At 69.5% G+C, this 21,795-nt stretch carries 19 protein-coding genes; 9 read left to right on the top strand and 10 right to left on the bottom strand.

Annotated elements, in window-relative coordinates; translation table 11 throughout:
• Window positions 1-22: 22 nt before the first annotated feature.
• Together C8E99_RS13470 and C8E99_RS13465 are read right to left on the bottom strand one after the other, a co-directional pair.
• Window positions 23-1,624, bottom strand: coding sequence for a hypothetical protein (locus C8E99_RS13470; RefSeq protein WP_170144613.1), 1,602 nt, complete (start codon window positions 1,622-1,624; stop codon window positions 23-25).
• A 61-nt stretch (window positions 1,625-1,685) separates the two neighbouring features.
• Entirely contained in the window at window positions 1,686-2,147 is a 462-nt protein-coding gene (locus C8E99_RS13465) for a hypothetical protein (RefSeq protein ID WP_147301239.1), read from the bottom strand.
• 189 nt (window positions 2,148-2,336) lie between these two features.
• Here C8E99_RS13465 and C8E99_RS13460 point away from each other — a divergent pair, with 189 nt between their 5' ends.
• The 6 genes from C8E99_RS13460 to C8E99_RS13435 all read left to right on the top strand — a co-directional run bounded on the left by C8E99_RS13460 (window position 2,337) and on the right by C8E99_RS13435 (window position 9,628).
• Complete coding sequence (locus C8E99_RS13460; RefSeq protein ID WP_115932719.1) at window positions 2,337-2,951, top strand: flavin reductase family protein; 615 nt, start codon at window positions 2,337-2,339, stop codon at window positions 2,949-2,951.
• A 139-nt stretch (window positions 2,952-3,090) separates the two neighbouring features.
• Window positions 3,091-4,623: a DUF1846 domain-containing protein gene (locus C8E99_RS13455; protein ID WP_211309124.1), complete on the top strand. Its 1,533-nt coding sequence runs from the start codon at window positions 3,091-3,093 to the stop codon at window positions 4,621-4,623.
• Window positions 4,624-4,793: 170 nt separating this feature from the next.
• On the top strand, window positions 4,794-6,290 hold the full coding sequence (purB, locus tag C8E99_RS13450; protein ID WP_115932718.1) for an adenylosuccinate lyase: 1,497 nt from the start codon (window positions 4,794-4,796) through the stop codon (window positions 6,288-6,290).
• Window positions 6,291-6,448: 158 nt separating this feature from the next.
• The gene (locus tag C8E99_RS13445; RefSeq protein ID WP_245952343.1) at window positions 6,449-7,750 is read left to right on the top strand and encodes an acyltransferase family protein; all 1,302 of its coding nucleotides are present in this window, start codon (window positions 6,449-6,451) and stop codon (window positions 7,748-7,750) included.
• 143 nt (window positions 7,751-7,893) lie between these two features.
• On the top strand, window positions 7,894-8,547 hold the full coding sequence (locus C8E99_RS13440) for a trimeric intracellular cation channel family protein (protein WP_115932716.1): 654 nt from the start codon (window positions 7,894-7,896) through the stop codon (window positions 8,545-8,547).
• Between the two features lie 208 nt (window positions 8,548-8,755).
• On the top strand, window positions 8,756-9,628 hold the full coding sequence (locus tag C8E99_RS13435) for a methylenetetrahydrofolate reductase (protein ID WP_115932715.1): 873 nt from the start codon (window positions 8,756-8,758) through the stop codon (window positions 9,626-9,628).
• A 101-nt stretch (window positions 9,629-9,729) separates the two neighbouring features.
• Here C8E99_RS13435 and C8E99_RS13430 read toward each other — a convergent pair whose 3' ends face one another.
• Window positions 9,730-10,314: a dihydrofolate reductase family protein gene (locus C8E99_RS13430; RefSeq protein WP_115932714.1), complete on the bottom strand. Its 585-nt coding sequence runs from the start codon at window positions 10,312-10,314 to the stop codon at window positions 9,730-9,732.
• A gap of 145 nt (window positions 10,315-10,459) precedes the next feature.
• Between C8E99_RS13430 and C8E99_RS13425 the strand changes: the two genes are divergently transcribed.
• The gene (locus C8E99_RS13425; protein ID WP_170144612.1) at window positions 10,460-11,017 is read left to right on the top strand and encodes a septum formation family protein; all 558 of its coding nucleotides are present in this window, start codon (window positions 10,460-10,462) and stop codon (window positions 11,015-11,017) included.
• Window positions 11,018-11,206: 189 nt separating this feature from the next.
• Here C8E99_RS13425 and C8E99_RS13420 read toward each other — a convergent pair whose 3' ends face one another.
• Together C8E99_RS13420 and ligM are read right to left on the bottom strand one after the other, a co-directional pair.
• A complete protein-coding gene (locus tag C8E99_RS13420) occupies window positions 11,207-12,544 on the bottom strand; it encodes a hypothetical protein (RefSeq protein WP_115932712.1) in 1,338 nt (445 codons plus the stop codon).
• A gap of 333 nt (window positions 12,545-12,877) precedes the next feature.
• Entirely contained in the window at window positions 12,878-14,305 is a 1,428-nt protein-coding gene (gene ligM / locus C8E99_RS13415) for a vanillate/3-O-methylgallate O-demethylase (protein WP_115932711.1), read from the bottom strand.
• Window positions 14,306-14,460: 155 nt separating this feature from the next.
• Between ligM and C8E99_RS13410 the strand changes: the two genes are divergently transcribed.
• Together C8E99_RS13410 and C8E99_RS13405 are read left to right on the top strand one after the other, a co-directional pair.
• Window positions 14,461-14,943, top strand: coding sequence for an acyl-CoA thioesterase (locus C8E99_RS13410; protein WP_115933488.1), 483 nt, complete (start codon window positions 14,461-14,463; stop codon window positions 14,941-14,943).
• A gap of 102 nt (window positions 14,944-15,045) precedes the next feature.
• On the top strand, window positions 15,046-15,675 hold the full coding sequence (locus C8E99_RS13405; RefSeq protein ID WP_170144611.1) for a MarR family winged helix-turn-helix transcriptional regulator: 630 nt from the start codon (window positions 15,046-15,048) through the stop codon (window positions 15,673-15,675).
• Window positions 15,676-15,714: 39 nt separating this feature from the next.
• Here the strand turns inward: C8E99_RS13405 and C8E99_RS13400 are convergent, their stop codons facing one another.
• The 5 genes from C8E99_RS13400 to C8E99_RS13380 all read right to left on the bottom strand — a co-directional run bounded on the left by C8E99_RS13400 (window position 15,715) and on the right by C8E99_RS13380 (window position 21,775).
• Window positions 15,715-16,908 carry an MFS transporter gene (locus C8E99_RS13400; protein ID WP_115932709.1) on the bottom strand — a complete coding sequence of 398 codons (1,194 nt, stop codon included), beginning with the start codon at window positions 16,906-16,908 and terminating at the stop codon, window positions 15,715-15,717.
• Window positions 16,901-18,112 carry a 2-hydroxyacyl-CoA dehydratase family protein gene (locus tag C8E99_RS13395; RefSeq protein WP_245952341.1) on the bottom strand — a complete coding sequence of 404 codons (1,212 nt, stop codon included), beginning with the start codon at window positions 18,110-18,112 and terminating at the stop codon, window positions 16,901-16,903. Before C8E99_RS13395 ends, C8E99_RS13400 begins: the two co-directional genes overlap by 8 nt.
• Before the next feature lie 104 nt (window positions 18,113-18,216).
• Window positions 18,217-19,398, bottom strand: a complete 1,182-nt coding sequence (locus C8E99_RS13390; protein ID WP_147301237.1) for a 2-hydroxyacyl-CoA dehydratase family protein — start codon at window positions 19,396-19,398, stop codon at window positions 18,217-18,219.
• A complete protein-coding gene (locus tag C8E99_RS13385; RefSeq protein WP_115932706.1) occupies window positions 19,395-20,636 on the bottom strand; it encodes a CaiB/BaiF CoA transferase family protein in 1,242 nt (413 codons plus the stop codon). The genes C8E99_RS13390 and C8E99_RS13385 overlap by 4 nt, the downstream gene beginning before the upstream one ends.
• Window positions 20,633-21,775 carry a CapA family protein gene (locus C8E99_RS13380; RefSeq protein ID WP_245952339.1) on the bottom strand — a complete coding sequence of 381 codons (1,143 nt, stop codon included), beginning with the start codon at window positions 21,773-21,775 and terminating at the stop codon, window positions 20,633-20,635. Before C8E99_RS13380 ends, C8E99_RS13385 begins: the two co-directional genes overlap by 4 nt.
• Between the last annotated feature and the right edge of the window lie 20 nt (window positions 21,776-21,795).

The raw sequence follows: 21,795 nt of genomic DNA, 5'->3' as shown, positions 1-21,795 counted from the left end.
TGACTGGCCGCAATGGCAGGTGTCATGGCAGGCAGGGCGCCGCAGTGAACCCCCTCGGTGGCACAGGCCCTCGAGTATCCCGGCCCGACGTCCCGTTGGGGTGACGGGCGAAGGAACTACTCGACCCGGCGCCGAGCGGATTGCGGGGGTTGCCAGGGCGGACCCGTTCGAGCTGCACGCTCCGGGTCACCCCGCCGCCGGCCGTCAGTGCCGCGATGTGTTCGAGGGCCGGCACCTGCCTCGCCACGTCAGGGTCCTGATCCAGCAGTGCTGCGTGGAACGCGTAGTTCTCGAAGACATGGCCTGACATCACGTCCTTGCCCTCGGGGTACAGGGCCTCGTCATAGCCGCTGACGGTGAGGGTGGTGCGGTTCGCCGCAGGGGGGTTGGCCCGTCCGTCCGCAGCAGCAGGAAGGTCCTGGTCATGCTCCAGATGGACCGCCTCGACGCTGTCCGGGACCCTGATCTCACCGGTCGGTGAACCGATCGTGAGCAGGCCCTGCACGTCATAGGACCCGGCGATCCGCTCATCCGCCGCGATCCGGGCGGCGTGCAGGCCGCCCTGGCTGTAGCCGGTCATCACCAGCGCATCGTCCTGACCGGCCCCGGCGGCCCGGAGTGCCTCGTCCACGGCGGCCGTTACGTGCTGGGAGTCCAGGGCCAGCGCCTCGGCGTTGCCGCCCATGTCCCAGGGGTTGGTGGACCAGCCGCTCGTGTCCTTGAAATCCCCGGTCTGGGTCCCCGGGAGGGAAACGAGCCATACTGTCTCGGGATTTCCCGGGCCACTCGGGGTGATCTTCGTGATCTGCACGGACCCTGGCTCGGCCTCGCGGGCCAGGTCCAGGTGGGACATGACGTTGGAGATGGCCCCCTCGCCCTCGGGCGTCCACGTCTCATCCCACTCGTCGGCCAAGGGGACCTTCTCCTTGGTTCGCACCGGACCGATCTGGACGATCCCGGCGCCCGAACCCAGCACCGTGAGCAGTGGCCACAGGCGTTCCGGCCCGGACAGGGAACCGCTGACGCCTTCATCCCGGGCCGCATGGCCGGCGACGTCCGAGGCCACCCGGAATCCCACCCCGAGTCCCAGGGACAGAGTCCCGAGCAGTCCCACGATAACCTCTGGAGCAGTCTGGATGGCCAATTCCGTGATCGGCTGCGGGATCGGCTGGTTGGAGACGGCCAGCACCGCGGCGGAGACGAAGGCGGCACCGCCGGCCAGCTCGACGACAGCGCGCTGGGCGGCGACCTCCGCACTCCGGTAGGCCTCGGCCGAGGACCGCACGCCCAGGTACAGCACGTCGGCCTCTGCGCTGATGGACAGCAACCCGGAAGACAGTGTTGCCGTGCGTGCCGCCAGCACCCGGCCGGTTCCGGTCTGGGCCGCCGCCAAGGCCAGGAGCGAGCCCGCCCCCGCGGCCCGCACCGACAGGACCGCCGCCTCATCCGTAGCCGCAGCTAACTGGAAGCCGCCCCGTTCCAGGTCGTCCAGGTTGGCGTGAATGCTGGTCGGCCCGCCGCGGATGGAGAACGACGGCGGCGCCTCGCCACGGCCGTTCTCCGTCCGGCCGGGAACGCCATCCACCCCGTCCAGGAGACCGGGACGACCGACGCCCGCGGGCACGGTTGCGGTCAGGGTCGCTGGCAGAGCACCGGGCGCAGCCGCGGCCACCGGTCCGGCCACCTCAGCACATCCCCAGGGTCGCGGCGCTGGCCACCGTGGCCTTGGCGGTGTTGATGCTGGCCCGCAGTTGGCCGATTCTCCCGTGCAGCTCGTCGATCGCAACACGGGCCAGCGCCGCGGATTCCTCCGCCAGCTCGGCCAGGTCCGCCGCCCGCCCGCGCAGACGGTCGCTCCGGTCCAGGAACGCGGTCCCGGCCGGCGAGCGCCAGTCCAGGGCCGAGAGGCTGTGGACTGACTCGGCCACCCCGCGGGTACCCGTCCCGACCAGCCGCAGCTCCTCGACCACCTGGTACAGCTGGGCCACCGCCGCCTCCAGGAGGCGAAGCTGCTGCTCGTCACCGAAGAGCACATCCAAAGTCGTCCCGACCGCCGAACACAGCACGTCCGGATCGATGACCGGAAGGGGCAGGGTCCCGCCCACCAGCCCGTGGACCACCGGCGTTCCACCGTTGGGTACTGTCATGCCCGTCCTCTCGCCCTGCACTGCTCCGGTTTCCGCCGGTCACAGCCCTGTCTCTCCTGCTGTCCTCGACGCTAGGCACGCCCCTCGGATCCTGGGTGGCTGTCAGGTGCTAGTGGGGATAAGCCCAGAGCATCGCGCTTGTTGTGGAGGACGGCACCGCTACACCGGAGGGGCTGGAAGACTGTCCCCATGAGCAACCAGCGCACTGAATTCGATCCGGCCACCCTCGGCGACCGCGAGACGACCCTGCTGGTGAAGTCGATCCTCATCCCGAGGCCCATCGCCTGGGTGGGAACGGTGGACGCGCACGGAACCGCGAACCTGGCCCCGCACTCGTTCTTCACGATGGTCTCTGAAGAGCCGCCAATCGTGATGTTCTCCTCGACCTCGCGCAAGGACACGCTCACCAATGTCGAGTCCACCGGCGAGTTCACCATCTCGCTCGTCTCCCGGCCACAGTTCGAGGTGGCCAATCAGACCTCGGCGCGTTATGCCCCGGAGGTGAGCGAGTTCGAGGCCGCCGGGATCGAGGCCGAGCCCTCGGCCGTCGTCGTGCCTCCGCGGGTGGCCGGCTCGCCCGCGGTCATGGAGTGCACCGTGGAACGCATCATCGAGGTCGGCGGGAACCACATGGTGCTCGGCCGCGTGGTGCAGGTGGCGGTGGACACGGACACCCTCCACACGGACGCCCGCGGCCGCACCCTTCCCCTGGCCAACCGGCTGGATCCGCTCACCCGCCTGGGCCGGAACGAATGGGGCACTCTCGGCGAGGTGCTGGCCATCGACCGCCCGCAGGGCGCGTAGCCCGGCGGAGGTCCGGCCTGGGTGCTAGCTTGACGTCGTGGCCTCGTCGATCTCCCCCTCCGCTCCATCAGCCCCCGATTCCTCTGAATCTCCCGCTCCGAGCACGCTCTCGGCCTCCGCGCCCGGCGCCTCTGCGGGCGTGACCGGCGGTTCACTGTCCCCTACCGCGAATGGCCTGCCAGGCCACCGGACGGGTTTCGACCGGGACCGCTACATCGAGCTGCAGTCCCGCCACATCGAGGAGCGCCGCCAGCAGATCGGCGGCAAGCTGTACCTGGAGATGGGCGGGAAGCTCTTCGACGACCACCATGCCTCCCGCGTGATGCCCGGGTTCACGCCGGACAACAAGATCGCCATGCTCGAGCGGATCAAGGACGAACTCGAGATCCTCGTCTGCCTCAACGCCAAGGACCTGGAACGCCAGAAGGTCCGGGCCGATCTGGGGATCCCCTATGAGGAGGATGTCCTCCGGCTGATCGATGTGTTCCGCGAACGCGGCTTACTGGTGCAGCACGTGGTGCTGACCCAGCTGGAGGACTCGAACCAGGTGGCGCAGGCCTTCAGTGAGCGCCTCGAGCGGCTGGGGCTGACGGTCGCCCGCCACCGCGTGATCCCTGGCTATCCGCAGGACACCAAGCGGATCGTCTCCGAGGAGGGCTTCGGACGGAACGACTACTCCGAGACCACCCGGGACGTCGTGGTGGTCACCGCGCCGGGGCCCGGCTCCGGCAAACTCGCCACGTGCCTCTCGCAGGTGTATCACGACCACGCCCGCGGCATCGCGTCCGGCTATGCCAAGTTCGAGACGTTCCCCATCTGGAACCTGCCCCTGGACCACCCGGTGAACCTCGCCTACGAGGCCGCCACCGCGGACCTGGATGACATCAACCTGATCGATCCGTTCCACCTCGACGCCTATGGAGAGCAGGTCACCAGCTACAACCGGGACGTGGAGGTCTTCCCGCTCCTGAAGGCCCTGCTGGAGAAGCTCACCGGCTCCTCCCCCTATGCCTCTCCCACGGACATGGGCGTGAACCTGGCCGGCAGCTGCATCGTGGACGACGAGGTGTGCCGCGAGGCCTCCCGCCAGGAGATCGTGCGCCGCTACTACAAGGCCCTGGTGGATGAACGCAGCAACGACCGCGAGGCGGACATCTCCGAGCGCGTGGCCATGGTGATGTCCCGGGCGGGCTGCGGCACCGAGGACCGCGCCGTCGTCGCCCCCGCCCTGGCGATCGAGGAGGCCACCGAGGCTCCCGGCTCCGCCATCGAGCTGGCCGACGGGACCATCGTCACCGGCAAGACCTCTGGTCTGCTGGGCTGTTCGGCGGCCATGCTGCTGAACGCGCTGAAGCACCTCGCCGGGATCGAGGACAGCGTCCACCTGCTCTCCCCGGCCGCGATCGAGCCGATCCAGACCCTCAAGACCGAGCACCTGGGCTCCCGGAACCCGCGACTGCACACGGACGAGGTGCTGATCGCCCTCTCCGTCTCCGCCGCCTCGGATCCGAACGCGCGGGCGGCGCTGGCACAGCTGCGCAATCTGACCGGTTGCGACGTCCACACCACCACCATCCTGGGCACCGTGGACGAGGACATCTTCCGCAACCTCGGCATGCTGGTCACCTCGGAGCCCCGGTTCCAGCGCAAGGCGCTGTACCGCAAGAGGTAGCCCCAGGGAACGCACGACGCCGTCCCCGCACCCCGGGTGCCCCCGTCCCTCTCCACACGGTGCCCGACGCCGGCCCTTCGCCCGATGACTCATGCTCCCCACCCGGGCGCCACCGTCAGTTGGGTTGGCACACAACTCGGAGTAGGTCGCCGAGGTGGAAGAATGGCCACATGCCTGAGTCTCCCGCGCCGCAGTCCGCCGCCTCTGCCCAGCCCGTTTCAGCCCAGAGCTCCTCTGCCACGGACCCGTCCTTCTCCTACGGATTCGTCGCCGGAGGACGCAGGTCACTGGCCGACGCCGGCATTCCGCTCGGCCCGCTGGACGGTCGATACCGTTCCGCGGTGGACGGGCTGGTCGAGCACCTGTCCGAGGCCGCCCTGAACCGCAACCGCCTGCACGTGGAGGTGGAGTGGTTCATCCACCTCGCACGCCACCAGGTCCTGCCCGGGCTCACGCCGCTGCATGAGGCACAGGAGGCGGGCCTCCGCCGGATCGTCACCGGCTTCGACCGGGACGGGGTCGCCGAGCTGGCGGCTATTGAGAAGAAGACGGTGCACGACGTCAAGGCCGTGGAGTACTACATCGGCCGACGGCTGCCGGACCTGAAGCTGGAACACCTCACCCCGCTGGTGCATTTCGCCTGCACCTCCGAGGACATCAACAACCTGTCCTACGCCGTAGGCGTGCGAGACGCGATCCGCGAGGTCTGGCTGCCGGCCGCGCGGGCCGCCGTCGGGACCCTCCGCCAGATGGCCGAGACCGCGGCCGGCACCCCGATGCTCTCCCGCACCCACGGACAGCCGGCCACCCCGACCACCCTGGGCAAGGAGATGGCGGTGTTCGTGCACCGTCTGGACCGCCAGCTGACGCGCATCGAGCAGCAGGAGTACCTGGGCAAGATCAACGGCGCCACGGGCACGTACGCAGCACACCTGTCCGCCGTCCCGGAGGCCAACTGGCCAGAGGTGGCCCGCACCTTCGTGGAGCATCTCGGCCTGACCTGGAACCCCCTGACCACGCAGATCGAGTCGCATGACTGGCAGGCCGAGCTGTACGCGGACATCGCGCGCTTCAACCGCATCCTGCACGGGTTCTGCGTGGACGTGTGGAGCTACATCTCCATCGGCTACTTCGCGCAGATCCCGGTGGCCGGTGCCACGGGTTCCTCGACCATGCCGCACAAGGTCAACCCGATCCGCTTCGAGAACGCCGAGTCCAATCTCGAGCTGTCCAACGCCCTTTTGGACTCGCTCGGCGCCACGCTCGTGGAGTCCCGCTGGCAGCGCGACCTGACCGACTCGACCTCCCAGCGCAACATCGGCAACGCCCTGGGACACTCGGTGCTCGCCCTGTCCAACGTCACCAAGGGCATGGGCCAGCTCAAGGTCGCCGACGCGGTGCTGGCCGAGGACCTGGACCACAACTGGGAGGTCCTCGGCGAGGCCGTGCAGACGGTCATGCGCGCGCAGGCAATCGCCGGCGTGGACGGGATGGACAACCCCTACGAGCGCCTCAAGGAGCTCACCCGCGGCCGCCGCGTGGACGGGGAGCGGATGCGCGAGTTCGTGCAGGGCTTGGGCCTGGAGCCCGACGCCGAGGCTCGCCTCATCGCCCTCACCCCCGCCTCCTACATCGGCCTGGCCGAGGAGTTGGCCCGCGGGGTCTGACCGGGCGCCGGCTCGGACCTGACCTGGTACCGCACCGCCCCCCGGGCGAACCAGGTCCTTGGGTGCCAGCGGTCCGGTCTCAGGCCCCTCCCCGGTAGGGGGCCAGTCGATACCTGTGGGTGATGTGGCCGGTGAAGCCGCGTCCATACCTTCACAGGGTGAACCTCATCAACGACCTCACCCTGATCAACGACCCGTCACGGCTGCCCCGGCGGCTCGGGCACACCGCCGAGGCACCCCTGCCGGCCGGTCGCGATACCGGCATCGACCTGGTGCGGGCGTTCTGCGTGGTTGTGGTGGTGCTGTTGCATGCGCTGATGGCTGGTGTCACGGTGGGCGGGGCCGGCCCTGAGTTCGTCAACACTGCTGAGGGGGCGGCGTGGTTCACACCCCTGACCTGGGTGGTACAAGTCATGCCCCTGTTCTTCGTGGTCGGTGGATTCGCCGGTTCGATCGCCTACCGCCGCCTCCGGCACCGGGGTGGCACGCCCGTGGACTTCCTCGCGGGGCGCGTGCACCGGCTCCTCCTGCCGGCAGTGTTCTCGATCGGCGCGGCCGGGGTGGGCCTGGCGATGCTCGCAGCCGGGGGCGTCCCCGCCGACCTGGTGCTGACAGCGGGATTCCGGTATGGCCAGCCGCTCTGGTTCCTTGCGGTCTTCTTGGTCTGCCAAGCGCTGTTGCCCGCCCTGGTCGCCGCCCACGACCGCGCCCCGCTCGGCAGCATCCTCGGGCTCACCGCAGCCGCAGTGGCCGTCGAGGTGCTGCGCACAACCACCGGACTGGAGGTCATCGGGATCCTCAATCTCGCCTTCGTCTGGCTCACCCTGCAGCAACTGGGATTCTTCCTGGCCGACGGATGCCTGGAAAGCCTGGGCCGCCGCACCGTGGTCATCACCGGCTTGGGCGCCGTCACGCTGCTGGCCGGATTCTTCATCACCGGGATCTTCTCGCCGGACCTCATCGAGAACCTGAATCCGCCGACGCCGGCCCTCCTCCTGGTCGGCGTGGCGCAGACCGCCCTGCTCTCACTCGTCCGCCCCACACTGACGCGCCTCAGCACTCGCCCCCGCATCGCCGCGGTCACGGGCTTCGTCACGCCGCGCACCATGACCATCTACCTCTGGCACATGCCCGTGCTACTGACCATGGCCGGCGCCACGGCACTGCTGGCAATGGACACGGGCGTGGTGCTGCCCGAACCTTCCAGCGCCGCCTGGTGGCTCACCCGCCCGCTGTGGCTGGGCATCGCCGCCGTTCTCACCACCGCGGCTGCGTGGGCCCTGGCAGCAGGCGAGCAACGCCGGATGCCGCCGCCCACGGCCTCGGGTTTCCGCGCGGCGCAAGCTGTGCTGGCCGGACTCGCGGCCGTGGTCCTCCTGCTGGTGGCCGGCACCACGGTGCTGTCCGCCACGGCCGCGGTCTGCCTGCTCATCGTGGCCCTCCGCCGGATCCGTCGATAGTACGGGGTTTGTGGATACGCCTATCCTGAGGGTCCACGGGGTCTCCGGCGTCCTGCATGCCGGACACCTCTCCACGGTCACCGCCGGCCCGAGTGACAGCACCCTGCCCGCGGCACCTCACAGACGTCAAAGGAGGGACGGACATGATCGAGGCCCCCGAGGCGCCGGCCTATCTCGATTCGCTGCTGCTGGTCCTGGACCTGTGGGGCGTGTTCTTCTTCGCCGTCTCCGGCTGCCTGTTGGCCGTCCGGCGGCAGTTCGACATCATCGGCTCGGTGTTCCTGGCCTTCCTGGCCGGGCTCGGCGGCGGCGTGGTGCGGGATCTCATCATCGACGACGGGGTCCCCAACGCCTTCGCCAACCCGCTGTACCTGATCCCGCCGGCCGTGGCCGCGGCACTCGTGTACTTCCGGCTCATCACCCAGGGCCGCCTGCGCCGCACGCTGCTCGTCTTCGATGCGGCCGGCCTGGCGCTGTTCTGCGTCACCGGCACCCGCACGGCCCTGAGTGCGGGGATCGAGCCGATCATGGCCATCCTGCTGGGAGTGGCCACCGGTGTGGTCGGCGGCCTACTGAGGGACGTGGTGGCCAACGAGGTTCCCGAGATCTTCAACCGCCACGGGCTCTACGCTGTGCCCGCGCTCCTCGGCGCCGGCCTGAGTTCGCTGCTGTGGACGCTGGATGTCTTCAATTGGCTGACGGCCGCCCTGGTGATGATGGCCGTGTTCGCGTTCCGTCTGATCTCATTGCGCCGCCGGTGGATGGCCCCCAACGCCGCACGCAGCACCGAGCCTTGAACCGGCGCGCGCGGCGCTGACCGAACCTTATCAACCACCACCCCTATACCTATGGGGATAGTTATATTAGGCTCGGTTGCGTCAGCGTGACCGGGACCACAGCGGAACCGGTCACGCGGCACCAAGCCAGCCCGGCCGACGTCGGGCCCGTCCTCCCGGAGCAACCGGACCGCACGGGCCACGGCCCCAGAACATCCGAAGGATCCGCATGAGCTCCCCGAACCCCACCCCCACCGACTCCGGCAGCCCCTCCGTCATCACCGATCCGTCCCTGGAGATGACCGGCAAGGACAAGGACATCGATGCGCTGCGCGAGGCCGCCGCGCTGATCCCGGCCGGCACCCGCATCAACGTGACGTTCCTGGGCAACGAGGACCTCGGCATGCGCGTCAAGGCCTCCTCCGCCGCCAAGGAACTGGGCTACGTCCCGGTTCCGCACATCTCGGCCCGCCGCCTGACCTCCGAGGCCGAGCTGGTGGAGTTCCTCACCGCGCTGCGGGACCAGGTCGGCGCCACCCATGCCTTCGCCGTCGGCGGCGACCCCTCGGAGCCAATGGGCCCCTACGGCGCCTCGGTGGACCTGATCACCTCCGGCCTGCTCAAGGAGTACGGCTTCACGGACATCTCGATCGCGGGTTACCCCGAGGGTCACCCGGACATCTCCGACGCCCAGCTCTGGGACGCCCTTGAGAGCAAGTACGCCTCCCTGCAGGAGCAGGGCCTCAACGGCACCATCCTCACCCAGTTCGGCTTCGACGTGGACCCGGTGTTCGCCTGGATCAAGGAGGTCCGCCGCCGCGGCATCGACCTGCCGATCCGCATCGGCGTCCCCGGCCCGGCCGGCATCAAGCGCCTGCTGACCTACGCCTCCCGCTTCGGCGTCGCCACCTCCGCGGGCATCGCCAAGAAGTACGGCTTCTCCATCACCAACCTGCTGGGCACCGCCGGCCCGGACAAGATGATCCAGGACCTCGACGCCGGCCTGACCCCGGCCGAGGGTGACGTCAAGCTGCACTTCTACACCTTCGGCGGGACCAAGACGACCGCCGAATGGATCAAGGATTACCAGGCGAAGCACTGATCCCTTCCCGCCGCCAACACTCCACCAGCGCTCCCCCAGCACGACGTCGGCTGCGCACCCTGGGTGCGCGGCCGGCGTCGTTCGTTGGGTCCGGAACCGGATCAGCCGTGCCGGGTGGGCCGGTAGACCAGCTCCTGGGTGCGGCCGTCCAGGGTCTGGCTCTCGAGCAACTCGAGGTCGAAGTCTTCAGCGCCGCGGAAGATCGGAGCCAGCCCGGCCTGGCCGGTGATCACGGGGAAGATGGTGAGCTGGATGCGGTCGACCAGACCGGCGGCCATCAGCGCCCGGTTCATCGAGAGGCTGCCGTGCGAACGCAACGGCACCTCGGACTCCACCTTGAGCCGGGCCACGACGTCGACGGCGTCGCCGCGCACCACCGTCGCGTTCGGCCAGTCGAGCGGCGGGGACAGCGTGGAGGACACCACCACCGCCGGCATGTTCACCATCCGGGTGACCCAGGGGTCCTTGACGTCGTCATCCGGTCCGGCCCCGGACAGCATGGCCACGAACTCCCGGAACGTCGTGGCCCCGAAGACCATCCGCTGCTCGTGCTCGAAGGACGCCAGCCGGTGGTCCAGCAGTTCGGGCCCCTGCTTGCCCCAGTAGCCGCCCCAATCGCCTGGCGGGCCGTAGGAGCCGTATCCGTCCAGGCTGGCGAAGACATCCCAGGTATAGGTGGCGGTCATCATGCGCTCCCTGCGGCCAGATGCGGCGCGGTCCGGTGCGGCCGGCATGGTCGCGGCGTCCGAGCCGTCCGCTCCAAGGCTCCGCCTCACACCGTCTCGGCGCAAGGGTCCGGCATCGCCACCGTCCGGTCCTAGAGTGAGGTGCATGCCCGTGACCCACCCCGGCCCCGCACCCCAGCCGTCCCGGCGCACCCCGGCGCCGGCCGCCGTCGTGCCGCTCCGCCGTGTCCTCCAAGGCACGACGGCGGCCCTCGGCCTCGCGCTGGCCCTCGCCGGTTGTGGCGGTCCGGGAGGGAATGAGGAGCTGGTCGGCACCTCGACGCCGTCCGCGGCGGTGACTGCCGAGGCCACGAGTATCTTCCAGCTCGCCCCCGGCCAATGCTTCGACCGGCCGGCCGAGGACGGGCTCTACGAGGTGGCCGTGGTCCCGTGCGAGGTGGCCCACGACCTCCAGATGTACGCGCTGTTCCAGCTGGACGAGCCGACCTGGCCGGGCGCGGAGGCCGTCCACGCCCTGGCAGACGCGGGGTGCCGGGAGCAGTTTGCGGCCTTCACCGGAGCGGACCCCGCCGAGTCCGATCTCGGCTACACCATGTACACACCGTCCGAGGGGTCCTGGTCCGAGGGCGACCGCCAGGTGCAGTGCGCGCTGCAACTGAACAGCGGCGGCCGGATGATCGGATCGCAGACGGCTTCGGGCTAGGGCGGTTCCTCGGCCGATGGGCTCTCTCCGCTCCGACCTCTCGGGATTCTCACGGTGGTTTGGTCATTTCATATCGGAATTCCGCCATGAATTGACCGAACCACTGTGAAAGGTGATTCCGGGTCGCGGCAAACCCCACCAGCCACGACGGCGGCGCCCCACCTCCCCGAGGTGGGGCGCCGGGCGCTGTCAGGCGGCCAGCGGCGCATAGGGGACCTTGGCCTGACGCAGCTTCGCCTCGAGGAGGGCCGGCGTGCGGACGTCGCTCGCCAGCCAGCGGACCATGCCGTTGCCCTGCGCACGGATGGCATCCTCGCGGATCTTCTCGTCCGTCACGACTTTCTCCGCGGACCTGCCCGAGTAGCTGGCGCGTCCCAGATACTTCGTCAGGCCGTCGAACTCCCCGACCAGACGTCGATCCTTCCACCAGAAGTCTGCGATCCCGATGAGCCGCCCCCGGTGGTCATAGACACTGTGTTGGAGCTCCGGCACCTCGAAACCGAGGTCTCTGATGACCACGCGGCTGGCTGATTCCCCCGCCGATTCGGTCTCGGGGCTGGCGAATCGTGTCTTGGCCCGGAGCCGTTGTGCCGACGTCACCGAAACGCTCAGCCCCCACAAGGCGTCCAGCGACTCCTTCGACCACGCAGCGGTTTGCCCCTTCCCATGAACGCCGGCACCGGTGCGCCGTGCGCTCATGAGTGCGTCCAGGATGACCGCGGCCTCCACGGGGTCCATCCGAGGAATGGCATCGGCCAGGGCCAACGCCAAACGCTCCACGACAACAGTCACCCCGGCAAGGACGATCCTCTCCGTGCCCCATAGCAATGGCGAGGCGGTTGGCCATGGAGAGGCGGCGCCGTCCATCGACTCCGCCAGTCGACTCCACTGCCTGGGCTTCAGATGACGGGTCTCCTGGAACTGTGCGTATCTCATGCCCTCGGGCTTGGTCGGCCTCTGATGTCCCGAGTCCCCGAGCGTCCGCGCCCGAGAGCACACGGACGTCGGTATCGACCAGAAGCCCAACCCGTGGAACAGGAGGGCAGTCTCACGGCAGAACACGGACGGATTCCGACGGCGGGTGGCCGCGATGGCGAAGGCCGACGCCAGGTGCCGCTGCGCCGGGAACGCCGCATTCCAGCTCTCCGGTTCTGCATAGACACCCGCCCGGATGCGGAACAACCGACCCTGTTCTGCGGCGCGGGCCAGCGTCCGAGGAGACTTCGACGGCCCACCCTCCGGATCTGCCAGGATCATGCGGATGGACCAGGCCTCCACCGTCCCATCCGCCCCACGGACCACTGGGTGCCGGGGAAGCATCCCCCCGCCCTCGGGAGAGGCCATGAGCTCGACGGCATCAGAGGTCTCGGCCGCCGTGAAAGGCACGGCGGCTCGCACCTTGGGCCGCGTGGGCCGCGCGCTCGTGGTCGGATCGGGATTCCGGTCGGGATCGGTGTCACGGGTGGTCATGAGATCGCGGGCGAGATCGGCATCGGCATCGGCATCGGCATCGGCATCGAGGAGCATGGTGACATCCCATCAAAAACCCGGGTTCCGAGCGGCCGCGGCGTCCACCCTTGTGGATAGCTCACCGGTTCGCGCTGTCTACGGGCCCACGCCGATCGCTGGCCCACGCCGAGGCCTCTCACTTCTCACGCCGTTTTGGTCATTTCATACTGGAATTCCGCCATCAATTGACCAAACGGCTGTGAAATCCGTGAGCGCTCGGCGTCGGCACCAGCAGCAGTCACAACACCGGTGCCCCAACGCACAGCCGGCCCGCACCGAGAACGGTGCGGGCCGGCGTCGTGCTTCAGATGTTCCCCGACGGCGAGGCCGGGGAGGGGTGGCTACACAGGATCAGCCCTTGTAGCCGGTGCGCCAACCGCCCTGGTAGGACTCGCGGGCCACGGCGGAGAACGGCACCGGCGAGACCGTGGCGGAGACCTCGGTCTGGACGTGCGGCTCGACGGTGGTCTTCTGGGTGCCACCGTCCGGCTCGCCCCAGACGACCTTCAGCTCAGCGCCCTCGGGGACGTCCGGGTTGATGGTGGCCAGGGAGAGGGCGCGCTTCTCATTGGCGGAGTAGCCGGTGAACATGGACACGCCGACCACGTTGCCGTCGGCGTCCACCACGGCGTCATAGTTCGAGGAGCCGTAGTTGGCCAGCGGCAGGTCGAAGTACTTGAAGGGGGTGCCCTCCGTGTCATACAGCGAGGACTGGATACGCTTGATGTCCTCCGGATCCCAGGCCAGGGTGACCTTCTTGCGCTGGGCGGCCGGGTCGATCTTCTCGAGGGCCTCGCGGCCGATGAACTCGTGGTCGAACTTCACGAAGTTGCCGTAGCCCAGCTCCCACGGGTTGAGGTAGTAGTCCTCGATGTTGTCCGAGACGAAGGAACCGGCCACGGCGTTGTTGGCCTCGTAGGAATCGGCGCCCAGCCACTGGCGGTACTCGGCCATCATGCCGTCACCGGTGTAGATCGCCGGCAGCGGGGACGGGATCCAGCCGGACTCCAGGGTGTTGGACGGGTACGCACGCGAACCGACCGCGAGCATGCCGAACTCGGCACCGGCGGCCAGGATGACGTCGCGGATGCGATCGTAGTCGGCGTACGGGCCCCAGATCTCCAGGCCCGGGGCACCGGACATGCCGTGGCGCAGAGTGCGGACCTGGGTGCCGTCGATGTTCATCCAGGACATGTTGAAGAAGCCGAGCTGCTCCAGCGAGCCGCCGTGCAGCTTCTCGATGATCTCCCAGGCGCGCGGGCCCTGGATCTGGAAGCGGTAGTACTCGCGCTGCACCGGCTTGCCCATCGGGCGGGACGGGGAGCGGCGATCCTCGACGATCTCAAGGTTCGGGTAGTCACCGCGCTGGGCCTGGAAGAGCATCCAGTTGGTGACGGGGGCGCGGCCCACGTACACGTACTCCTCCTCTTCCTGCCGGAACAGGATGCCGTCACCGATGACGTGGCCGGCCGGAGTGGTGGGGACGTACTGCTTGGCCTTGTTCACGGGGAACTTGGCCACGGAGTTGATGGCGGTGTCCGAGATCAGCTTGATGGCATCCGGGCCGCGCAGGATCAGGTTGTCCATGTGGTGCGACTGGTCGAACAGCACGGCGGACTCACGCCAGGCGCGCTGCTCCGAGCGCCAGTTGGAGAACTCCGGGGCCACGACGGGGTAGATGTAGGCGCCGATCTGCGAGTTGCGCAGGTGGTCAACCACGTTGCCGGACGAGTCCAGCACGTCCTGCAGGGACTTGGTGTTTGCAACGGTTTCGGTCATCGAAACGGTCCTTTCTGGGGTTACTGCCGGGGCGACCGCGCGGACGGGGGTGATCCGCACCACACGAGGTTCACTCCAGACCATATACCTATGACGATAGGTATGTCGAGACCTTTCTTCCGACGCGATCAATGCGCCCGGGCTACGCTCGGACCATGAGCGAAGAACCGACCGACCGCACCGCCGCCCTGCCCACGATCGGCCTGGACAGCCCCATCGACCCAGCCACGGACGGCGTCAGCTTCCACACGCGCAAGTGGGTCAAACCCGAGGACCTCAACGCCAACGGCACCCTCTTCGGCGGCTCGCTCCTGCGCTGGATCGACGAGCAGGCCGCGATCTACGCCATCATCCAGCTCGGCAACCACCGCAGCGTGACGAAGCTGATCTCGGAGATCAACTTCGTCTCCTCCGCCGAGCAGGGGGACATGATCGAGATGGGCCTGAAGGCCACGCACTTCGGTCGTTCCTCCCTGACCATGCGCGCCGAGGTCCGCAACATGATCACCCGCCAGGTCATCCTCACCATCGAGAAGATCGTCTTCGTCTCCCTCGGTCCGGACGGCAAACCCGTCCCGCACGGCTACACGGACATCACCTACCACCGGGACCGCCTCCCGGTGCAGAACCGCAGCTGATCCCGCACCACACCCCCGTGCCCGACGCCGGCCCCCACCTCCCTGACGCCGCCCACCTGAACGATGGCGGAGAATCGCAAGCGACTTGATATCCTCGAAAGGGTGACTGAGATCGAACGAGACCCGCGGGGCGCCCCGGCCACCGACCGGCTGAACTACACGGCCTACCGGCTGAGCCGGGCGCTGGACCGGTTCACCGAGAACCTGGCCCTGGCCCACGGGGTCACGCTGTCACAGTTCCTGATCCTCCAGGTGCTGGGCGAGGGGTTGCCCCTCTCCAACGCCCAGCTGGGACGGCGGACCTTTGTCAGCGCGCAGGCCGCCCACCTCGTGGCGAACGAGCTGATCGACCTCGGCCTCGTGGACCGCGGCAACCACCCGACGAACCGCAGGGTGCGCCTGGTCAAGCTGACCGAGAGCGGCTGGGACCTCGTCCAACGCTGCGGGCAGGAGCTGCAGCGCCACGAGCGGCGGCTCACTGCGGCCATGGGCGAAGACCTCGGCAACTCGATCGTCGAGGTCCTGGACCACGCGGCCCGCGAGCTCGCCGGCGGATACTTCGGGGATGACGAGGCCGAGGCGGACGCCATCTCCCGCCGGCAGATCACCAGCCGCCCACGTCACGTCCCCTCGCGCCTGGCCGCGAACCGCCTGCGTTCCGCCAGCAAGGAAGCCCACGACTCGAAGGATTCAAAGGACTCGAGCGACGCCACGGACGGCTCTGCCGGCTAATTCCTGGCCCGGTCGATGGTCTCGGCTCCGGCAGGAGCGTCAGGAGCGTGCTGGTGCCGTCCGGACCAGCACCAGCACGGTGCAGGCCAGCGCGCTCGCGGCGGCCACCGCCAGGGACACCCGCCCGGAGCTGGCATCGATCAGCCAGCCCATGAGCAGGGCGCCGAACGGCACCATCCCATAGCTGCCCAGGGTCATCCAGGACATCATGCGCCCGAGGAACCGGGGGTCCACGGATTCCTGTGCCGCGGCGTTGACGATCCCCTGGTAGTAGCCGATGCCCAACCCCAGCAGCGGGGCGGCGCACAGGAAGAGCACCAGGGTGGGGGCTGCCGCGTTCAAGGCCAGCACCACCCCGAACACCGCCGTCGCCGGGACCATCGCCCGCACGGAGACCTTCCGCTGCCGGGCCGCCAGGATCCCTCCCAGCACGGCGCCCACGGCATTGAGCGTGTGCACGGCGCCGACAGCACTGGCGCCCCCGCCGTAACTCAGGTCCACCGTGGAGGTCAGCACCAGCCCGAAGTTCATCGCCAGCAGGGACACCACCACGTTCACCACCAACAGGGTGTTCACGTCCCGGCCGCGCTGGAACGGGACCCGGCCGCGTGGGCGGGTTTCGCCGTCGCGATGTCCCCGGGGGTGCAGCTCGGCCGGGCGGATCATCCACCGTGAGCAGAAGACCACCAGGTAGGCACCGGCGTTGATGAGGATGCACAGGGCCGCGCCGAGCCCCTGGAAGGCGAGCCCCGCGAGCGCCGGGCCGACGGAGCGGGCCGCCGCCAGGGCGATCGTGCTGATGGAAGCGGCATTGGACAGGCTCCCCGGGCCCACGAGTTCGAAGATGATTGCCTGTGCGGCGACCCGCTCGAAGGCCTGGACGGACCCGAGCGCGCCGACCAACCCGTAGATCAGCCACAGGTTCGGGTCCTCGGTCACCACCAGGGCCAGCGAGGCGGTGACCACGGCGGAGAGCAGCGACGTCACCAGCAGCACCGTCCGCGGGGCCACCCGGTCCACCAGCCGGCCGGCGGCCAGACCCAGCACGAAGATGGGCAGGAACTGCGCGATCGTGATGCCGCTCAGGGCCTGGGCGCTGCCCGTGGCGTTGAGGACGACCAGCTGCAGCGCCAGGTTCTGGAACCAGACTCCCGTGTTGGAGATGACCTGGCCGATGAAGTACAGCGAGAAGTTCCGCTGCCGGAACGGGCCGGGTTCATCCGGTTCAGACACGGTGCCGGATGAACTCGGCTATCCGCTCGGGGATCCGGGCGGCCGAGCTCGACCGCTGGTCCGCGTTGTTGGCCCGGATCTCCAGCACAGGAATCCCCTCGGCCTTCAGTGCCTCGGTGATGAATCCGCTGCCCGGGGTGTCGTCAGCCACCAGGTGCACCACCCCGTCCACCCCGTGGGTCAGGGCCTCCTTGACGTACCACTGGGAGGACCACGGCGGAACGTAGAGCTGATCGGTGATGCCCACGAACCGCGCGGCCAGCGCGCGCACGGGGTCGTCGCCGTACCGGAGGTAGCCGTCCGCGGCGATCGCCAGGTACATGGACCACACGAACACCGCCCCGAACTCCTCCTGGAACCGGGTGTAGAGGCCCAGGTCTGACCACAGTCCGCGGCCCACCCACATCAGCCGCTTCCGCTCCCCCGGGCACACGGCGATCCCCTGGTCCACGCGCTCGGCCGTCTCCTCGTAGAGGCTCCGCGCGGCGTCCACCGCCCATTGGGTGCCGCGCTGCCACTGCGGCGACATCACGGCGGGCATCGTGTCATTGACCAGCACCGGGGTGGGCCGGGTGGTGGCGATCAGGTCCCGGGTGCGCCGGTTCCACTCGGCCTGCTGATTGCCCAGGGCCATGATCTCGGCCAGCCGGCCATAGTCCAGGGTCCGCCCGGTGCGCTCCTCGAGCCAGGCGATCAGGTCCTGGATCTCGCCCTGGAGCAGGTCCAGCCGCTCCGTGCCGAAGGCCTGCTCCCACTGGTGCGGCACCAGCTCCCACCACCGGTCCGGCACTGGGTCCGCACCGGTGCGGGACAGCAGGAAGGTCTCGGTTCCCGGGCGGTTGCCCCACTGTTCGAAGATCTTCGCCGTGACATCCCCGCTGCGTTCGGCCACCGCGAAGCGGGGGGCCGGCAATCCGTCCCACGGCCGGTCCTCGTCCGGCAGGTCCTGCTCCCCCAGGGGCATGGCGTCGTACTGAAGGCTGAAGTCCGGCAGCCCGCCCGCGGCCAGCCGCTCCATCGAGGCCGGCCCGGCCTGCTTCGCGGCGATGATCGAGGACCACCACTGCGTCACCACGTAGGGGATGTCCAGGGCGCGGAAGACCTCGTGTGGGGCATCGGCGTTGACCAGCGCGATCGGCTCACCGGCGGCCGCACGCTGGCGCACCGTCTGGAACCACTCCTTCTGGTGGCGGGTGGCGGCCACGGCTGAGCGGAGTCGCGGCCCCGCGGGGGCCTGTGCTGTCGGCCGCTGGGCCGATGTTCGCGGCTGGGCGGGTGTTCGCGGCTGGGCCGGTGTTCGTGGCTGGGTCACGGCGCGTCCTTCCTGTTCACGTTCTGGCTCAGCGTGTGAAGGATCCCGGCGGCGGCATCCTGGACACCGCCGGCGGGCACCCGGAGTTGCTCGGCCAGCCAGAGGTTGCGGCCGGCCAGGGCCGGACGGTGGTCCGCCAGGTCCCAGACGGGGCCGTCGTCCAGGTCCCGCACCAGTGCCACCACTCCGGCGGCACCGCAGCGTTCCGTCTCCGCCAGCAGATGGTCGGTCCGTTCGGAGGACAGGGAGCGGGCCGCCGCCGGAGGCCGGGCAGCGTGCCGGGCGGCCAGCACAGCGCAGGCCTCCGCCAGGGTGGCGGCGGTGACAGTGTCCCCGATCCAGGCGGCGTCACCGGCGTCATGGTCCTCCCCCACCACGATGGCGCCGGCCGCCTCGAGTTCCGTGTACACGGTGGCGTCCGGATGCGAGCTACCGGTCACGTACACCGGCACCCCCGCCGCGGCCGGCTCAGCGGACCCGTCCCGCTCCACCGGCTCGGACGCGCCTCGGTCCAGTGTCTCGCTCCGGACCAGATCCGTGATCCGCTCCAGAGCGTCCTCGGGAGACAGCTGCGCCGCGGCCCGGTAGGCCGTCAGCGCCGTGGTACCGGAGAGAACCCCTTCCCGACGCCGGCCCCGCACCGCCTCGAGCGCCGCGCCCAACTCCGCTTCGCGCGCCGCGGCACCGGCCAACGACGTCGCGTCGGCCTGGTGGCCGGTGATGCCGGAGGTGAAGGCCGCCAGCCTCTCGTACTGGTGGGACACGAAGCGCCGCCGGTGGTCGCCGCCGCCGCGGGGCGCGTCCAGGAAGTGGACCGGGAACGGGACCCGGCCACGCTCGGCCAGGATGCGCAGGACGTAGTAGACGCGCAGGTCTGCCATGGAGTCGTTGCAGACCACCAGTCCGGCCAGCTCGTCATGGGCACCGGAGAGGATCTCATTCAGGACCCGGGCCGCCACGGCATCGGTGGCCCCGAGCAGCTCGGTGGACTCCTGGGAGACCGCGCCGGTCCAGGAGCCGAGGATCCGCGCCGGGACGGCCCCACAGGCCAGGACAATCTGCCGGGGTACATCCGCCCCGACCACTCCGACCCTCGGCTCCAGCCCGAGCCCGGCGCCGATCACTGGCGCCGTCCCTAGTGCGGTCCCCGGTACCGCCGCCGTCTCGCTAGTGCTCACAGCACTCCCGCGGCGCGCAGACCCTCGATCCGGCCGGCGTCGTAGCCGATGGCCCCCAGGACCGCATCGGTGTGCTCGCCCAGGTGGGGTGCCGGCACGTCCAGGGTGGTCTGGCTGGCGGAGAAGACCACGGGCACCCCGGAGCCGTAGAGCCCCTCGAAGTGCCCGAACTTCGGGTGGACGAGCGGGACCACCTCGCCGCGCTGGACCACCTGCGGGTCCCGGACGGCCTCGGCGGTCGAGCGCACCGGGGCGGCCGGTGCGCCCTCACGGGTCAGGGCCTGCAGCACCTCGTCCAGCGGCTTCTCGGCGGCCCAGCCGGCGATCAGTCCGTGCAGGCGGTCCGCATTGGCCACGCGTGCGTCCCGGGTTGCGAAGTCCTCGGCATCCAGCAGGTCCGGGCGGTCGATGGCGCGGAGCACCCCGGCGGCGAACTGGTCGGTGGGTGCGCAGATCGCGAAATAGCCATCCTCCGCACGGAACGTCCCGAACGGGGCCAGCCGCGGCACATAGGCGCCGGTGCGCAGCGGGAAGCCCACCGATTCCAGGGCGTCGAAGGGCTCGCAGGCCACCATGGACGTCAGCGCCCCCAGCATGGAGACGTCCACGTGCTGGCCCTCGCCGGTGTGCTCGGCCTGCAGCACGGCGGCCAGGGTGCCGATCACCGCGAAGAGCGGCGCGGACAGGTCCCCGATCGGCAGCCCGAAGCGCACCGGGGGCTGGCCCGGTTCTCCGGCGGTCATCATCACGCCGCTCAGGGCCTGGACGATCGTGTCCATGGCCTTGCGGTCCCCGTTGCCCGGGCCGGCACCGAAGCCGCTGATCGAGGTGTAGACCAGCTTCTCGTTCAGGTGGCGCACGGAGGCGTAGTCGATCCCCAGGCGTTTGGTCACCCCGGCGCTGTAGTTCTCCACCAGGATGTCCGCCTCGCCGATCAGGTCGAACAGCACCTGGCGGCTCTCGGGGTGCTTCAGGTTCAGCGTGATCGACTCCTTACCCCGGCCGCGCAGCATCATCGAGACGGACATGTCATCGTCCGAGGTCCGGCGCAGGCTCAGCCCGTCCTCGGTGACGTAGGGAGAGTTGTTGCGGGAGGAGTCCCCACCGCGGGTGGGATTCTCCACCTTGATCACCCGGGCGCCGAGACCGGCCAGCAGCAGGGTGGCATAGGGGCCCGCCAGGGCGGTGGTCAGGTCGATGACGGTCTTGCCCTTGAGCGGTGCGGTCACGGTGTTCATCGGGGATGGTCCTCCAGTTGGATGGTCAGTCGGTCTCCGCTCCAGGCCAGGACGGTGTCCAGGCCGGCTTCGCGGGTGATCTCTTGCAGGTAGCGGCCCACGGCCTCACCGCCACCGGCGCGGGGCACGGGAACGGGCCGGGCGTCGTCGTCGATCCAGCAGGGGATGACCTCCGCGCCGACCGCACCCTCCGCTCCCAGGGTGATGACGGCGATCGCCGTGTTCCGGCTCTCCGGGTGGAAGGGATACTCGGGCATCGCCGGATCCGGCTCGAACCCGAACAGCCGGATCCGTTCCCGGGCCCAAGCCCTCCGCTCAGGAGAGTCCCCGGGCTGACCGCCCAGGGCGTGCGTCACGGTGGCGAGATTGCCCAGCCCGTGGAAGATGGGCCGGCCCCGGTAGGCCTCGATCCCCTTGAGGATGTGGGCGTGGTGGGCGATCACGGCCACCGCCCCGGCGTCGATCGCGGCATGGGCGATCTCGTACTGGTACTGCGCGATGTCCACGGGTTGGTGGACCAGTCCCTGGTGCAGGGCGACGACCACATCCGTGCCCGCCGCCACCTGGCCCGCAACACGGTCCGAGAAGACCGCCAGGGACCCCGGTTCGGCGAACGTGTAGGTCCGCGGCGGACCGCCGGGATTGGCACCCCGGGGCTCATAGTGCGTGACGACCTCGATCCAGGCGCAGCCGGCCTTGCCGCTCCCGGCCCAGGACTCCCGGGGGCCCACGCAATTGACGCTGAGCACCGCGATCCGCCGGTCCTGGTGCCCGACGACGGCCGGTTGCCAGGCCTCCTCCAGGTCACCGCCGGCGCCGGTGGTCACCATGCCCCGGTCCCGGCAGTGCCGCCGGGTGTCCTCGATCCCCTCGCCACCGAAGTCGTAGACGTGGTTCCCGGCCAGGGTGAGCACATCGAACCCAGCACCGGCGACGGCGTCCAGCGCGGACGGCGGCGCTGGCAGGGCGGGGACGTCCGAGGACATGGTGGCGGTGGCCTCGGTGTGCGGCACCTCGAGTTGGCCAATGACCACATCGGCCTCCGCCAGGACCGGGGCCACAGCGGCGAGAAGCGAGGTGGCGTCCTCCCGTTCCAGGACCAGATCGCCGGTGGCCATGATGGTGGTCATCGTCGACATTCCCGTCTTCATTGCCGCCG

The sequence above is a fragment of the Citricoccus muralis genome, from assembly GCF_003386075.1.
GTDB lineage: Bacteria > Actinomycetota > Actinomycetes > Actinomycetales > Micrococcaceae > Citricoccus > Citricoccus muralis.
The sequence above is the reverse complement of the archived record's forward strand: the minus strand, read 5'-3'. Positions and strand labels throughout refer to the sequence as shown.

Coding starts and splice junctions, on each gene's coding strand:
- C8E99_RS13465 (WP_147301239.1), bottom strand. CDS start 2,147: ATGACAGTACCCAACGGTGGAACGCCGGTGGTCCACGGGCTGGTGGGC.
- C8E99_RS13460 (WP_115932719.1), top strand. CDS start 2,337: ATGAGCAACCAGCGCACTGAATTCGATCCGGCCACCCTCGGCGACCGC.
- purB (WP_115932718.1), top strand. CDS start 4,794: ATGCCTGAGTCTCCCGCGCCGCAGTCCGCCGCCTCTGCCCAGCCCGTT.
- C8E99_RS13440 (WP_115932716.1), top strand. CDS start 7,894: ATGATCGAGGCCCCCGAGGCGCCGGCCTATCTCGATTCGCTGCTGCTG.
- C8E99_RS13435 (WP_115932715.1), top strand. CDS start 8,756: ATGAGCTCCCCGAACCCCACCCCCACCGACTCCGGCAGCCCCTCCGTC.
- C8E99_RS13430 (WP_115932714.1), bottom strand. CDS start 10,314: ATGACCGCCACCTATACCTGGGATGTCTTCGCCAGCCTGGACGGATAC.
- C8E99_RS13425 (WP_170144612.1), top strand. CDS start 10,460: ATGCCCGTGACCCACCCCGGCCCCGCACCCCAGCCGTCCCGGCGCACC.
- C8E99_RS13420 (WP_115932712.1), bottom strand. CDS start 12,544: ATGCTCCTCGATGCCGATGCCGATGCCGATGCCGATGCCGATCTCGCC.
- ligM (WP_115932711.1), bottom strand. CDS start 14,305: ATGACCGAAACCGTTGCAAACACCAAGTCCCTGCAGGACGTGCTGGAC.
- C8E99_RS13410 (WP_115933488.1), top strand. CDS start 14,461: ATGAGCGAAGAACCGACCGACCGCACCGCCGCCCTGCCCACGATCGGC.
- C8E99_RS13385 (WP_115932706.1), bottom strand. CDS start 20,636: ATGAACACCGTGACCGCACCGCTCAAGGGCAAGACCGTCATCGACCTG.
- C8E99_RS13380 (WP_245952339.1), bottom strand. CDS start 21,775: ATGTCGACGATGACCACCATCATGGCCACCGGCGATCTGGTCCTGGAA.